Genomic DNA, 13,854 nt, shown 5'->3' with positions numbered 1-13,854 from the left:
AAGCTTACTTTTAGTTTAATGGCCGCCTTTTTAAGTATGGCAATTTTGACAGGGGGGTGTACTATGGGAACAAAGGAAAGTATGGCTACGGAAAAATATCCCGCAAAACCGATTACGATCATTGTACCGTTTGCTGCTGGCGGAAGTATGGATATGATAGTACGAGTATTAGAAAAATCTGCACCGAGGGATCTTGGACAGCCATTCATCGTGGTGAATATGCCTGGAGGGGCAGGCGCGGTTGGAATGAATGAACTTGCGGGTGCGCCAACAGACGGATACACAATAGGAATTGTTGGAGTTAACCTAATTTTACAACCAATTTACGGTCAAACGAGATATCATTATCCTACTGCTTTAGAGCCATTAGTTAATATTGTATCATCGCCAATAATAATGGCTACTTTGGCTGATAAACCGTGGAATAATTTAAATGAACTAGTGAGTTACGCTAAGCAGCATCCTGGTGAAATTAAGTTCGGTCACGCCGGATTGGGTACAGGGACACATATTGCAGGTGAAATGTTTGCCCAAGAGGTTAATATTAGTATTAAGCAGGTGCCATTTAGGGGAGATGCAGAAGCACTAACGTCTCTATTGGGTGATCATGTACAGCTTGTTTTTGCAGCTACTCCTGCTGCTTTAAAAGAACATATCAAAAATGGCACAATAAAGGTGTTAGCCATTACAGATGAACATAGATTAACGCTTCAGGGATTTGAAAATATACCAACTTTTAAAGAACAAGGAATAAATGTTGGTTTCAGTTTATGGAATGGAATCGCTGTCCCCAAAGGACTCTCAGCGGATGCGAAGGCAAGGCTGACAGCAGGGCTTAAGGCAATGATCAATGATCCAGAGTTCAAAAAGAATATGGAAGAGCTAGGCATGTCAGTCCAATATATGGGGCCTGACGAATTTAGCGCAAGATGGATAGAAGATAATGCAAAACTAACCAAAATAGTTAAGGAAACCGGGATAGCCGAACTTATTGCCACGCAGAAAAAGTAATGATTGATATCCTTTGGTTGAGGTTATTGCAATAGAAAGTATAGAAATTGAAAAGTAGCCTAAGGATGGAGGGATAAAGTGGTTGGTAATAAGATGGTCTCTAGTTTGATGGTAATCTTTTTAAGTATTGCGATTATGACGGGAGGGTGTACTATGGGAGCAAAGGAAAGTACGGTTTCCGAGAAGTATCCGGCAAAACCGATTACAATTATTGTGCCATTTGCTGCTGGCGGCAGTTCAGACATGATAGCACGTGCCTTGGAAAAGTCTGCCCAGAAGCATCTGGGTCAATCCCTGGTGGTGGTTAATATACCTGGCGGTGCAGGCACTATCGGTATGAATGAGCTTGCCGCTGCCAAACCTGATGGCTATACAATTGGAGTTGTTAGTATGGGCGCAATACTACAACCACTCTATGGGCAAACAAGATACCATTACCCTACTGCTTTGGAACCGTTGGTTAATATTGTATCCTCACCCGTGGTAGTGGCTTCTCTCGCGGAAAAACCATGGAAAAATATGAGCGAATTAGTTAGTTATGCTAAACGGCATCCCGGTGAAATCAAGTATGGCCACTCTGGCTTAGGGACGGCAGTACATGTTACGGGAGAAATGTTTGCCCAAGAAACTGGTATTAATATCGTACAAGTTCCCTTCCCGGGGGGTGAACCAGAATCTTTGGCGGCTCTTTTGGGCAAGCATATTCAGATTATGATTGCATATAATCCGGCTGTTTTAAAAGAATATGTTGAAAGCGGAATCATTAGAATACTAGGAGTCTCAGATGAAACTAGATTAAATATCCCAGAATTTGGGGATGTGCCAACCTTCAAAGAACAGGGAATTGATGTTGCTTTTAACTTTTGGACGGGAATCGCCGCTCCCAAGGGTCTGCCTCCAGCCGAAAAAGCCAGGCTAACAGCTGGGTTAAAGGAAATGATTAATGATCCAGAGTTCAAAAAGAATATGGAAAAACTGGGAATGTCAGTTCAATATATGGGACCTGAAGAATTCAGCGCAAGATGGATCGAAGATAATACGAAGCTAACCAAAATAGTCAAAGAGACCGGAATAGCAGATCTTATTGCCGCGCAGAAAAAGTAATGGTTGATAAATTCTTTGGTTGAAGTTATTGATAATAAAGGCATAAAAGTTAACCAAGGATGGGGGGGTAAAGTGGCTAACAATAAGGTTGTTCCGGTCTTGATGATAATTTTTTTTAGCATCGCGATTATGACGGGAGGTTGTACGATGGGAGCAAAGGAAAGTGTGGTTTCCGAGAAATATCCGGCAAAACCGATTACGATCATTGTGCCGTTTGCTGCTGGTGGCGGTATGGACATAATAGCACGGTCTTTGGAAAAGTCGTCCATAAAGCATCTTGGACAACCGGTGATTGTGGTCAATATGCCAGGGGGATCAGGTACCATTGGCATGAACGAACTTGCCGGGTCAAAACTGGATGGCTATACCATTGGGGCTGTTAGCTCGGGTTTAATATTACAGCCGCTTTACGGGCAGACACGCTATCATTATCCGACAGCCTTGGACCCTCTGGTAAAGGTTGTAGATACTCCTGTAATAGTAGCTACTCTGGCGGACAAGCCATGGGGAAATTTGAGTGAGTTAGTCAGTTACGCCAAAGAACATCCGGGCGAAATAAAGTTTAGCCATTCAGGCTTGGGTACAATGGAACATATTGTGGGAGAAACGTTTGCAAAAGAAACAAGCCTTGATATTAAACAGGTTCCTTTCAAGGGTAGCTCAGAATCTCTTGCCGCTTTGTTAGGCGGACATGTGCAGCTTATTTTCGCTGCTTCTCCGGCTGTGCTAAAAGAACATATAAAAAACGGCACGATAAAGGTATTAGGAGTTGCCGACGAAAAAAGACTAACGATTCCTGGCTTTGAGAATATACCAACCTTTAAAGAACAGGGAATCAATGTTGCATTTAGTTTTTGGAATGGGATCGCCGCCCCCAAAGGTCTGCCGCCGGCCGAAAAGGAAAAGCTGGCAGCAGGACTTAAAGCAATGATTGATGATCCTGAATTCAAGAAAAATATGGAAGAAATGGGGATATCAGTAGGATATATGGGCCCTGAGGAGTTCGGTGCAGAATGGATAAAAGATAATGAAGAGCTTACCAAAATAGTAAAAGAAACCGGAATAGCTGAGCTTATTGCGGCGCAGAAAAAATAATATCCGATAAATTCTTTGGTTGAAGTTATTGATAGTAAAAATTAACCAAGAATGGAGGGGTAAAGTGAATGGTAATAGGATAGTTCCTATTTTGACTATAATCTTTTTAAGTGTCGCGATTATGACGGGAGGGTGTACTATGGGAGCAAAGGAAAGTGTGGTTTCCGAGAAATACCCGGCAAAACCGATTACTATGATTGTACCGTTTGCCGCTGGCGGCAGCACGGATATGCTGGCAAGAGTATTGGAAGGGTTTGCACAAAAGTATCTGGGACAACCCTTGATTGTAGTTAATATTCCCGGTGGAGCATGCACCATTGGCATGAATGAACTTGCTGGCGCTAGCCCGGATGGCTATACTATTGGAATGGTTGGTCCGAGCTTAATGCTGCAGCCTCTTTATGGACAGACAAGATACCATTATCCTACCGCTTTAGAGCCGTTAGTTAATGTCATAGCGTTTCCCACTGTGTTGGCAACAAGTTCTGAAAAACCTTGGAAAGATCTGCGTGAATTAATTAGTTACGCAAAGCAGCATCCGGGTGAAATCAAATTTGCTCACGGAGGGCTGGGTACGGGAACTCATGTTGCAGGGGAAATGTTTGCTCAGGAAGCGGGCATTCAGATTGCGCAAGTGCCTTTTCGAAGCGAAGCGGAATCTCTAGCAGCTCTCCTAGGGGGGCATGTACAGCTTATATGTGTATCTAATCCTGCTGTGTTAACCGATCATATAAAAAATGGCACAGTTAGAATTTTGGGGGTAGCGGAAGCAAGTAGATCAACAATTCCAGGTTTTGAGAATGTGCCAACTTTTAAGGAGCAAGGGATTAATATTTCGTTTAACTTTTGGAATGGGATTGCAGCTCCGAAGGGTTTGGCTGCAGGTGAAAAAAACAGACTGGCTGAGGGATTTAGAAAAATGATTGAGGATCCTGAGTTTAAAAAGAATATGGAGGAATGGGGAATTTCTATCCAATATATGGGACCTGAAGAATTCAGCGCAAGATGGATAGAAGATAATGCTAAATTAACAAAGACAATCAAAGAAACCGGCATAGCTGAACTTATCGCGGCTCAGAAAAAATAATAGCAGTAAACTTTAACAAGTGTGCGTGAGTGCACACTTGTTTTTTGTATTTAATAAATGCGATAAGTAGTATAATAAGGAGACAAATAATATCTATGTATATTATATAAGGACAAAAGGTAAAAAAATTCAAGATAATTAGTGATATCAATCACTAATTATCTTGAATTTGCATTAGGAATGTAATATAATGTAGAACTATAATGAACAAGATTAAAAAAATACTATAAAAGTACTCAGACAGTATACTTTTACGTGTTTTTTTATACAAGGCCGAATTTCTATAGCCTGAACCGATTCATTGTAGAAAATAATTAGATGAGAATTTGATAGGTAGGCATGTTAGTACGGCCAAGAAAAAAAGAGGGGGAAATTTTACAAAGATGAGCAGGACAAGTGCAAAAATGGTTGCCGTGCTGACGGCCGTGCTAGTGATGGCTGGTGTTTTGGCTGGTTGTGGCAGTTCTTCCAATGACATCAAAATCGGACTCTTAAATGAAATGACAGGCGGCAACGCTACAATGGGAACCTCATCAGCCAATGGCGCCAAGCTGGCAATTAAAGAAGCCAATGCCAAAGGTGGCGTGCTGAGCAAACAGATTCAGGCTGTTGTTGCGGATAACAAGAGTGAACCGTCTGAAGCAGCCAATGCAATGACTAAATTAGCGACTCAGGATAAAGTTGTGGCCATTACCGGGATGTTTGCCAGCTCTAATGCCATTGCCGCCTCCAGTGTTGCGGAGTCTGCCAAAGTCCCTTTTCTGGCTGTAGGCGCAACCAATCCGAAGGTCACAGTTGATGAGAAAACCAACAAAGTAAAAGACTATACCTTCCGTGTTTGTTTTATTGACCCATTCCAAGGTACCGTAGGCGCCAATTTTGTACTTAATACGTTAAAGCTTAAAAAAGCGGCGATGCTGGTTGACAGCAGCAGTGACTACAGCAAAGGCTTGGCCGCATTCTTTAAAGACGCCTTTACTAAAGGTGGCGGCGAGGTGTTGGCCGAAGAAGCTTATTTGCAAAAAGACCAGGACTTCAAAACCATTCTGACCAAGGTGAAAGCCCTCAATGTCGAAGTCCTTTATGTACCCGGTTATTACGAAGAAGTAGGTAAAATTGTTAAGCAGGCCCGGGAACTCGGAATTACTATTCCAATTATCGGTGGCGACGGCTGGGATTCGCCTAAATTAGTTGAAATTGGTACTGCGGCTGCGCTGAACAATACCTATTTTACCAATCACTATTCAGTTGATGATACCAGTGAGGCCTCCAAAGCATTTGTTGAAGCTTATAAAAAGGAATATGGACAGGCACCTGATGCCATGGCCGTACTTGGTTATGATGCCGCCAATGTATTAATTGACGCGATCAAACGGGCCAACAGCACCGAACCGGCAAAAATCCGGGAAGCATTAGCTGCTACCAAGGATTTTCCGACAGTAACCGGCTCGACCACGTTAAATGCTACTCATGATGCTGTTAAAAACGCAGTTATCATCGAAATGAAAGATGGCAAACAAATGTATAAAGCTACGGTAAAACCGTAATGCAGAGAATTGGCCGTTGACGGTTTTCGCGGCCCTTTGATATAATATCCTTGGAATAGCATAGATGACGGATAAGGTGCCCCTCAGGGGGAGAATAGGGAAGTCTGAGTAGGGATTCATTATATTCCTACATAGGCGCGGGCCCGCCACTGTACCGCGGAGATCTTACACGGCCACTCGTCAAGGGGAAGGCGTAAGTATCAATGAACCGGGAGCCAGGAGACCTGCCTTATACCACAATACCATCCTTCATGGACAAGAGGGCTTTTTTGGGTAACCAAAAAAGCCTTTTACTTTTAATTATCGAAAAGCAATAACAGGGGGTATTATGACTTTACTGCAGGAAACATTAGCCAAAATCGCGGCTTCAGATGCCGCAGTAAAAGAACAGGTGAGAGCCAGGTTGGCGAACGTGCTACAGTCAACAGGCAGCCTGGGGCGGTTGGAAGACATGGTTGAGCAATACGCGGGCATAACAGGCGAGCTGAATCCTATGTTGCCCAAACCGTGTACGGTAGTGGCTTCAGCCGATCACGGCGTAGCCAGACGTCTAGTCAGCGCTTACCCAATCGAGACCACAATTCATATGACCGTGAATTACCTGGTTTCGAAAGGAGCCAGTGCCAATGCATTTGCCAATTTCTGCGGAGCGGACATGGTTGTGGTTGATATGGGCGTGGCAGGAGATTTATCGCATGTTCCGGGATTATGGCATAGAAAGATTGCTTATGGCACACAGGATTTTACCCAAGGTCCGGCGATGACCCGGGAGCAGGCCGTACAAGCCGTCGAGACGGGAATCGAAATTGTCAATGACCGGGTGAAGCACGGATATCGTTGCTTTTGTCTGGGCGAAATGGGTATTGGCAATACAACCGCCAGCGCAACTATTGTCGGCGCCTTTACCGGGCTGTCACCCGAAAAAGTCACCGGACGGGGTACCGGAATATCGGACAGCAGGCTGCAGGCTAAAATCAACATTGTCGGCCAAGCCTTAGCTGTCAATCAGCCAAACCCTGCCGACGGACTTGATGTCCTGGCCAAGGTCGGCGGTTTTGAGTTAGGCGCACTAGCCGGTGTCATTCTTGGTTCGGCAGCCAATCGCTGTCCTGTGGTTATCGACGGGCTTAACACGACGGCAGCGGCTTTGATCGCCAATGCGATTCACCCTCTCTGCCAAGAGTATATGTTTGCATCACACTTATCCGGTGAACCGGCCCATATTATTGCATTACGCCAGCTCCACTTGGAAGCGTGCCTGGAGTTAGGAGTCAGGCTGGGAGAAGGCATTGGTGCTTCGATGGTGGTGGACATGCTTTATCTAGTTATTAAGTTGTTAAATAATCTGGGAGGCAAAGCCGATGTTTGAAGAGTACATTGCAGCCATAAGACCACTGGACAGCATAGCTATGGAAAAATGCCGGCTTAGAGTGGATAATCTGACCAAGCCTTTAAACAGTCTTCTTTCTTTTGAACAGATTGCCTGTAAACTTGCGGGAATTACCGGCGATCCCCGGCCGCGCACTCTAAGAAAAAGTATTATTATTATGGCTGCCGATCATGGTGTGGCAACTGCTTATAGTCAACCACAGGAGACAACGTGTGCCCGTTTAGCCGCCTTCTGCCAGGGAAAGGCACCAATTCAGGTGTTTGCCGGACATGTTCAGGCCAGGACCGTTATGGTGGATATTGGCATTGCTGCCGATTTGCCGCAGTCGCCGTTGATCTGCCATGAAAAACTGGCGTATGGCAGCAACGACAGCAGCAAGGGGCCGGCGATGACACGCGAGCAGGCGGTAAAGGCAATTGAGGCAGGGATAAAAGTAGTCCGGTCGGAACTGGCACACGGCTGCCAAGTGATTGGTTTGGGTGAAACTGGAACAGGCGGCCTGATTGCCGCTCTGGCGGTTGTCGCCTGCTATTATGACGGGACACTGCCTGGTTTGACGGCGCAGGAAGCGGCGCTTGTGAAAAAAATACAGGACGTTAATTGTCCGGATGCAGCTGATCCTCTTGCTGTCTTAACCAAAGTGGGCGGTCTGGACATTGCCGGGCTGGTTGGCGTTATTCTGGGGGCGGCTGCCGGCAGGGCGGCTGTCATATTGGATGGAATGGCGACAACGGCTGCAGCGCTGCTGGCTGTGAAGCTGGCGCCCAATGTTACACCATATTTGCTGGGGTCACACTTTGCCGAGGAACCGGCTCATCAAACGGCCCTGCAGCTTCTGGCTATACCGGCCTATCTTCAACTCAAAATGAATCTGGGAGAAGGGACAGGGGCGGCGCTGGGAATGTCCATTATTCATGCAACCCTTCATATGCTGAATGATATGAAAACTTTCGGCGAGGCTGAAGTTGCCGTAGCGCAGGACGGACCGGGGGCTTTGCGGCAAAGTAAAGATGTTCGGGATTGATCGACTATGGCAAAAGTACATGAATTTTGGCTAGTATGGCTGGGTACATTAAGTGCCTTGGTATTTAAATCCGTCCTTTTAGTCGGTGTCGTAAACTATACCGAATTTTTTAAAGCCGCTTGCGGGGATGTATGGTCCATTGTGCCGACCTACAATGTTTACCTGGCTTTTCTTATTATGCCGCTTTCTTTGGTTTTGCTGTTAACCGGTCGGTGCCGTTTCTGGCTCCTGCTGTTGGGAAATTGCTTGCTGTCTGTCCTCTTTTTGTTTGACCTGTGGCATTTTCGGGCTTTTGGTACTTTTCTTTCTTTGCATGTGTTAAGCCAGACGGCTAATTTGACCAACTTAGGCGGCAGTATTTTGTCTATGGCCCGGGAAGAGGACATTCTGCTATTTGGGGATATTCCTGTTCTGTTGGTTTTGGCCGGACTGGCTCACCGGCGGTGTGAGCAGCCGGCGACAGGCAGGCGGCTGGCCGGTTGCCTGCTCGGTCTTGCAGTTTGTTATTTGTTTTATGCCCATTATGTATTTGATTTGTCGGCTGAACGTGGCCAAAGACAGTATTTGTTTACGGTGTGCTGGGCTCCCAGCCAGACGGTTACCGGCTTGTCGCCGCTGGGTTATCATCTTTTTGATGTTTATAATTATGTAGCTGACTCCAGACCGCTCATACTGACTGATTCTGAAAAAGAAGCAATCGCAGCCTGGTATAGAGAAAATAGGGAAATGCGTCCGGACAACGAATATAAAGGGATGTTTGCCGGGCAGAACCTCATTTTCATTCAGGTGGAGTCCTTAGAGAGCTTTTACTTAAAAAATTCGCTAGGCGGTAAAGAGATTACACCGAATTTGAACCGTTTACTGAAGAACAGTCTTTATTTTCCTAATTTTTATGAACAGGTCAGCAACGGTACGACCGCCGATGCCGAATTTATGGCCAATACGTCTATTTATCCGCTGCGCCGGGGAACCGAGTACTTCCGTTATCCCAATAACACCTATAATTCGCTGCCTAAGCTGATGGCCAAGCGGGGCTATACGACACTGGCCATTCATCCTGATAATAAGTCCTACTGGAATTGGCAGTACAACATGGAGTCAATTGGTTATCAACTGTGTCTGGATTCCTCCAATTTTCTTATGGAGGAGCGAATTGGCTTAGGATTAAGCGACGGCTCATTTTTTCGGCAGGTGGCGCCTATCCTTCAAGAGCGGAATCGGCCTTTCCTGGCCTTCATGATCACACTCACAAACCACACGACCTTCGAATTGCCGGACGAGTATAAAGAACTGGAACCTGACGAAAAGTTTGCCGGTACGATGTTAGGCAGGAGTTTTCATACGGTGCACTATACCGACCGGCAAATCGGCAATTTTCTTGCTTTGCTTGACCAGGGAAATTTGCTGGATAACACCGTCATTGTCATTTATGGCGATCATACCGGGGTACATAGATTTTATTCCCAGGAAATAAATGCTATCACGCCAGCCGATACCTGGTGGCAGGATAACCACCATAAGGTACCGTTCCTTATTTACCAGAAAGGTTTAACCGGTCAGGGAATTATGACAAGTGGCGGCCAGATCGATATTTTGCCGACAGTTGCCTATCTCATGGGAATTGATGAACAGGAGTACGGTCATACGGCGATAGGCAGAAACCTGCTTAATACAGGCAAGGATTTTGCTGTACTAACTGACGGACAGTTAATGGGACAGGTGGCAGACGAGAGGGAACAGGCACACGTTGTGCAAGGCTGGGAAGTAGCCGATAAAATTATTTGCAGCAGTTACTATGGTAAGCGTTAGCTGGAGCATATGGGACATTCAGTATCAGCGGCAGCTGCCGCCAGACATATATATTTTCTAACTATTAGTAAAAGACAATTGAAATCCAAGCAAGAGTTTGCTTGGAGATTTCAATTGTCTTTTATTTTTAGAAAAAATTTACGATTAAAATTGAACTGGATATTAGCTCCAAATCCTTGCTTTGGAGTGTTTGACTTAAGGGGGTTAAGATACATTAATCAGATTCTGTTTGAATTAACCGATTCTGGCCCAGTCTGTTGCCGCATCAGACGCATAGTGGACGGCATTGGCAAAATCATAAAGAACTTTATATTCCCACGAATGTTCGAGAAAAAAAGTCCGAAGAATGCAGTGTGAGTGAAGAGTCAAGTGACGGCAGACCGTGTGAAACCCTAATTCGTTTAACGGTAAAGAGAGTTTGGTCAACCCAAGCTGATAGCCATCTGACCAACCAATAGTCATATTAAACTATAAAAAACGAGCAACTAGCCTTAACATAACAAGGCTAGTTGTTCGTTTCTTATACTTCCTTATTATTAATTGGCAAATGATTTTTAATTTCTGTTGAAGAGCACTGTTTGCAATGAAATAGTAATGATGTTTTTCCCACGGTCTGCCGTCCCTTGACTCACAGATTCAGAGAAAAACCCGGCTCAAAAATCAACCGGATTTTTCAGTTTTCTTAAAGCGGCAATTTACATGTATAGAAGTAAGGAACGAAAACCTAAAACGACGAACTTGTCCGGGATTTAAGGCTACCTGTTGCCGCTAAGTTTTGTAAAATCTTACGGGAAATATCAGGGTAAGTATAACTGAATTTTTTAAAATATTGGAAAGACAAAACAAGAATTTTTACATCGGTGCTTGCCAAAACATTTAATATATGCTTAGTACGATTAACTAAACCGACTTCGCCAAAAAACTGTCCTGGCAATATGTATTTACCATCCGAAGTTTCCAGTCTTCCGGCAAGTAAAATATTCAGTTCATTACCGGAATCTCCGCAGGTTATTATCGGCTCGCCGGTGTGGCATTTAAGAATTGCGCCGCAACTGTGGACGAACTTTTTGGCCGCCGATTCAGGAATTCCGTGGAGTACCGGAATTGCCTTATGAGGGGAATGTTGTAGACATTTGCTCAGGTAAGCCCAATAAACATCTTCCGTGACCGCACGGTTGCTGATTACTTTTGCAGCTTCGGGAAATTCCCGGTAGAACCATTTGCGGGTTTGATCGTTTGGTACGGTTCTGTTATAAGCCACATTAAATATAGGGGAGCTTACGGTCTGCAAGTATGCGATATCGTCTATTAATAAGACAAGTGGTACTTGCAGGCCGTAATCCGGGTCGGCCCAATTGCGTGTGTAGCGTCGGTAGCCGTATCGTTCATGAAAGGGGAGCAAATAAGAATTGCAATTACCGAAGCTAAAATGAACGTGGTTATCACAATAAAGTTTGTAACTTATTTCTTCCAACAAATGGTGTATTCCAGAGCGACGGTAGTTTGAAGATATAATGCCTTTTGAATTATATGCATAGAGTTGACTGCCATTATAACTATTAAAGTTCTGAAACCGGTCCAATAAAAAATTACGCACTATATATGGAGGGAAGTCTTGAAGATATCCAATATTCACTCTCAAAGTACCGATCAAATTTGTTTCTGTCTTAACATATAACAGTATTCCTCCTTCATCTAATTCATCACATAGCATTTCTTTACGATGGTCAATGGATGCGAGCCGATGGCCAATTTCTTTTGCGTAAATGTGGTAACGAAAGCGGAAAATTTCTTTTTTTTCTTGCGGTGTTGTCGCAATTCCGATGGTGATGGATTTGTCAGATAAGCTAACCACGTTTGTCATAATTTTTTTTTCGCTCCTTTTTTTCGGTTTTTTTGTAGCGGATGATCGAATAGAGGGCATTATGTTTTCAAAGTCAATCACCTCCTTTGATTGAAAATTAAGGAAATAAGCTGCATTACCTATCATCGTGTCATGAAAAAATGATCTTTTTTGACAATAGAGACCCTTTATTCAAATACATCATTTGAATAAAGGGTCTCTATTTTGTATAAATTTGGTAAGCTATTACTCATTTCGAGTAATTATTACAAAGGGAAGTAGTAAAATAATGTTTGTTAAATGCTTGAACCGATCAATAATGTTTGAAATAAGGTGAACTTTCGTGAATCACGCGAGCTTGGCAATATTATGCGCGGTAGCCGGAATGTTTTGTATGATTCTTGTCTACAGTTATCTTTACGTTCTATACCGCGAACGTTATATGGGGATTTGGATCATAACCTGGGTCGCCTTTTCCGTGCGGCTGGTCCTTTTTGACTCCGGGATGCTTGAATGGAAACAATCGCTGACCGGATTTATTATCTTTCAAATAACGTATAACAGCACAATCCTATTGTTTCTGTGGGGCCAATATCTTTTTGTCGGCAGACCGTTTAACCGTTGGTGGGTGTACGGTGCCACTGCCGTGACAGTAATCAGCATTACCGCAGCTTTCCTGGATTTACCCTTTTGGTTTAAACACGCTTTTCCCGCCATGTTCGCCGGCATAATCCTGATCACTACTGGTCATTCTTTTATCTATGATTTAAAAATAAAGGGCATCGGCAACCGCATTACCGGCTATGCCTTTATCCTCTGGGGCCTGCTTACCGCCAGCACCCTTTATACCCTCGGTTTAGGATTGCCCTGGATAACTTCCGCGAATTACGCCATTGGCGGAATATTACGGCTAGTTATTGCCTCCGGTACGTTAATTGTGTATTTTGAAAAAACCCGCGCCGATTTGCTTGAGCGGGAAGCTTACTTTCGGCTGTTAACGGAAGGTGCGGTAGACATCATCTACCGTTACCGGCTTTTACCTGAACCTAAATTGGAGTATATCAGTCCGTCCATACTTCCCATCACCGGCTATAGTGCCGGTGAATATTATGACGATGCCGGCTTGCTGCGTAGTTTGATTCATCCTGATGATCTGCCTGCGTATGAGGCTTTCATTAACGCCACGGGAGAAGATAGTTCTTTGCCTCTTTCGCTGCGTTTAATTCGCAAAGATAACCATATAATATGGATTGAGAATAAGTGTGTTCCCCACTATGACGAAAAAGGAATTTTGCTTTACCTTGACGGCATTATCCGGGATGTCACCGCCCGTAAAGAACTGGATCGCCTTGCCACCCGTGTTGACAAGCTGAATATGGCGGGAGCGATGGCTGCCAGTGTCGCCCATGAAATACGCAACCCTTTAACAACGGTTTGCGGCTATTTGCAAATAATGGTCCGTGAGGCTGAGTTACATAAGTATGAAAATCGTTTGGTTTTAATGATGGAAGAACTGAACCGTGCTAATACCATTATCAGCGAATACCTCTTATTAGCCAAAGATAAACGGGTTGAACTGAAAAAATACTGTTTGAATACATGATTCTACTGCGAAAACTCCCCCTGCACAGGGGTATCAGTTGCCGAGAGAAAATGACCTAAAGCCCTTATGAAATAAGGTTTTGTAGGTATTGCGAACAGGGATTTTCTGCTTGAAGTCGAATATTATTATTATAAACATAACGATATTTGAAAGTGAGCGAATATAAATGTTTCGCAAAAATAATTCACACCTTCAGGAACGCTTGTTTGATGACTTCCAGCATTTACACCCCAGTCAACAAAAACGCTTAATGGCCAGTTGGGCTCCCATATTTTACGAACACGTTTTCAGCCAGATTGATGAAGCACCCTTTGCACCGTTATACTCTGCCGATAATGGCC

10 protein-coding genes and 1 riboswitch are annotated in these 13,854 nt (G+C 44.2%); of the genes, 9 read left to right on the top strand and 1 reads right to left on the bottom strand.

The genetic code is table 11. The annotated features are described in order from the left end of the window. The first annotated feature begins 63 nt into the window (after nucleotides 1-63). The 8 genes from BLR65_RS19240 to BLR65_RS19205 all read left to right on the top strand — a co-directional run bounded on the left by BLR65_RS19240 (nucleotide 64) and on the right by BLR65_RS19205 (nucleotide 10,067). Complete coding sequence (locus tag BLR65_RS19240; RefSeq protein ID WP_093795844.1) at nucleotides 64-1,011, top strand: tripartite tricarboxylate transporter substrate binding protein; 948 nt, start codon at nucleotides 64-66, stop codon at nucleotides 1,009-1,011. Nucleotides 1,012-1,164: 153 nt separating this feature from the next. Next, on the top strand, nucleotides 1,165-2,115 hold the full coding sequence (locus BLR65_RS19235; protein ID WP_093795797.1) for a Bug family tripartite tricarboxylate transporter substrate binding protein: 951 nt from the start codon (nucleotides 1,165-1,167) through the stop codon (nucleotides 2,113-2,115). A 147-nt stretch (nucleotides 2,116-2,262) separates the two neighbouring features. Beyond that, nucleotides 2,263-3,210, top strand: a complete 948-nt coding sequence (locus tag BLR65_RS19230) for a tripartite tricarboxylate transporter substrate binding protein (RefSeq protein ID WP_093795843.1) — start codon at nucleotides 2,263-2,265, stop codon at nucleotides 3,208-3,210. Nucleotides 3,211-3,349: 139 nt separating this feature from the next. Further along, nucleotides 3,350-4,297, top strand: a complete 948-nt coding sequence (locus tag BLR65_RS19225) for a tripartite tricarboxylate transporter substrate binding protein (RefSeq protein WP_093795796.1) — start codon at nucleotides 3,350-3,352, stop codon at nucleotides 4,295-4,297. A gap of 383 nt (nucleotides 4,298-4,680) precedes the next feature. After that, the gene (locus tag BLR65_RS19220) at nucleotides 4,681-5,844 is read left to right on the top strand and encodes an ABC transporter substrate-binding protein (protein ID WP_093795795.1); all 1,164 of its coding nucleotides are present in this window, start codon (nucleotides 4,681-4,683) and stop codon (nucleotides 5,842-5,844) included. A gap of 57 nt (nucleotides 5,845-5,901) precedes the next feature. Next, a riboswitch (cobalamin riboswitch) is annotated at nucleotides 5,902-6,090 on the top strand. Between the two features lie 82 nt (nucleotides 6,091-6,172). Continuing rightward, nucleotides 6,173-7,213: a nicotinate-nucleotide--dimethylbenzimidazole phosphoribosyltransferase gene (gene cobT, locus BLR65_RS19215; protein ID WP_093795794.1), complete on the top strand. Its 1,041-nt coding sequence runs from the start codon at nucleotides 6,173-6,175 to the stop codon at nucleotides 7,211-7,213. Continuing rightward, nucleotides 7,206-8,258 (top strand): nicotinate-nucleotide--dimethylbenzimidazole phosphoribosyltransferase, encoded by a 1,053-nt coding sequence (locus tag BLR65_RS19210; RefSeq protein WP_093795793.1) that lies wholly within the window; start codon nucleotides 7,206-7,208, stop codon nucleotides 8,256-8,258. Before cobT ends, BLR65_RS19210 begins: the two co-directional genes overlap by 8 nt. Before the next feature lie 6 nt (nucleotides 8,259-8,264). After that, the gene (locus tag BLR65_RS19205; RefSeq protein ID WP_093795792.1) at nucleotides 8,265-10,067 is read left to right on the top strand and encodes an LTA synthase family protein; all 1,803 of its coding nucleotides are present in this window, start codon (nucleotides 8,265-8,267) and stop codon (nucleotides 10,065-10,067) included. Nucleotides 10,068-10,791: 724 nt separating this feature from the next. Here the strand turns inward: BLR65_RS19205 and BLR65_RS19195 are convergent. After that, nucleotides 10,792-12,012 carry a Crp/Fnr family transcriptional regulator gene (locus BLR65_RS19195; RefSeq protein WP_176772769.1) on the bottom strand — a complete coding sequence of 407 codons (1,221 nt, stop codon included), beginning with the start codon at nucleotides 12,010-12,012 and terminating at the stop codon, nucleotides 10,792-10,794. A gap of 292 nt (nucleotides 12,013-12,304) precedes the next feature. On the opposite strand from BLR65_RS19195, the gene BLR65_RS19190 reads away from it, so the two are divergent. After that, the gene (locus BLR65_RS19190) at nucleotides 12,305-13,513 is read left to right on the top strand and encodes a PAS domain-containing protein (RefSeq protein ID WP_176772768.1); all 1,209 of its coding nucleotides are present in this window, start codon (nucleotides 12,305-12,307) and stop codon (nucleotides 13,511-13,513) included. The last annotated feature ends 341 nt before the right edge of the window (nucleotides 13,514-13,854 follow it).

This window comes from Sporomusa acidovorans (assembly GCF_900101845.1).
Classification (GTDB): Bacteria; Bacillota; Negativicutes; order Sporomusales; family Sporomusaceae; genus Sporomusa; species Sporomusa acidovorans.
This window is presented reverse-complemented; position numbering and strand designations above follow the sequence as displayed.

Excerpts from the sequence above, each read along its gene's own strand:
- BLR65_RS19240 (WP_093795844.1), top strand. The coding sequence starts at position 64 with ATGGGAACAAAGGAAAGTATGGCTACGGAAAAATATCCCGCAAAACCG.
- BLR65_RS19235 (WP_093795797.1), top strand. The coding sequence starts at position 1,165 with ATGGGAGCAAAGGAAAGTACGGTTTCCGAGAAGTATCCGGCAAAACCG.
- BLR65_RS19230 (WP_093795843.1), top strand. The coding sequence starts at position 2,263 with ATGGGAGCAAAGGAAAGTGTGGTTTCCGAGAAATATCCGGCAAAACCG.
- BLR65_RS19225 (WP_093795796.1), top strand. The coding sequence starts at position 3,350 with ATGGGAGCAAAGGAAAGTGTGGTTTCCGAGAAATACCCGGCAAAACCG.
- BLR65_RS19220 (WP_093795795.1), top strand. The coding sequence starts at position 4,681 with ATGAGCAGGACAAGTGCAAAAATGGTTGCCGTGCTGACGGCCGTGCTA.
- cobT (WP_093795794.1), top strand. The coding sequence starts at position 6,173 with ATGACTTTACTGCAGGAAACATTAGCCAAAATCGCGGCTTCAGATGCC.
- BLR65_RS19210 (WP_093795793.1), top strand. The coding sequence starts at position 7,206 with ATGTTTGAAGAGTACATTGCAGCCATAAGACCACTGGACAGCATAGCT.
- BLR65_RS19205 (WP_093795792.1), top strand. The coding sequence starts at position 8,265 with ATGGCAAAAGTACATGAATTTTGGCTAGTATGGCTGGGTACATTAAGT.
- BLR65_RS19190 (WP_176772768.1), top strand. The coding sequence starts at position 12,305 with ATGATTCTTGTCTACAGTTATCTTTACGTTCTATACCGCGAACGTTAT.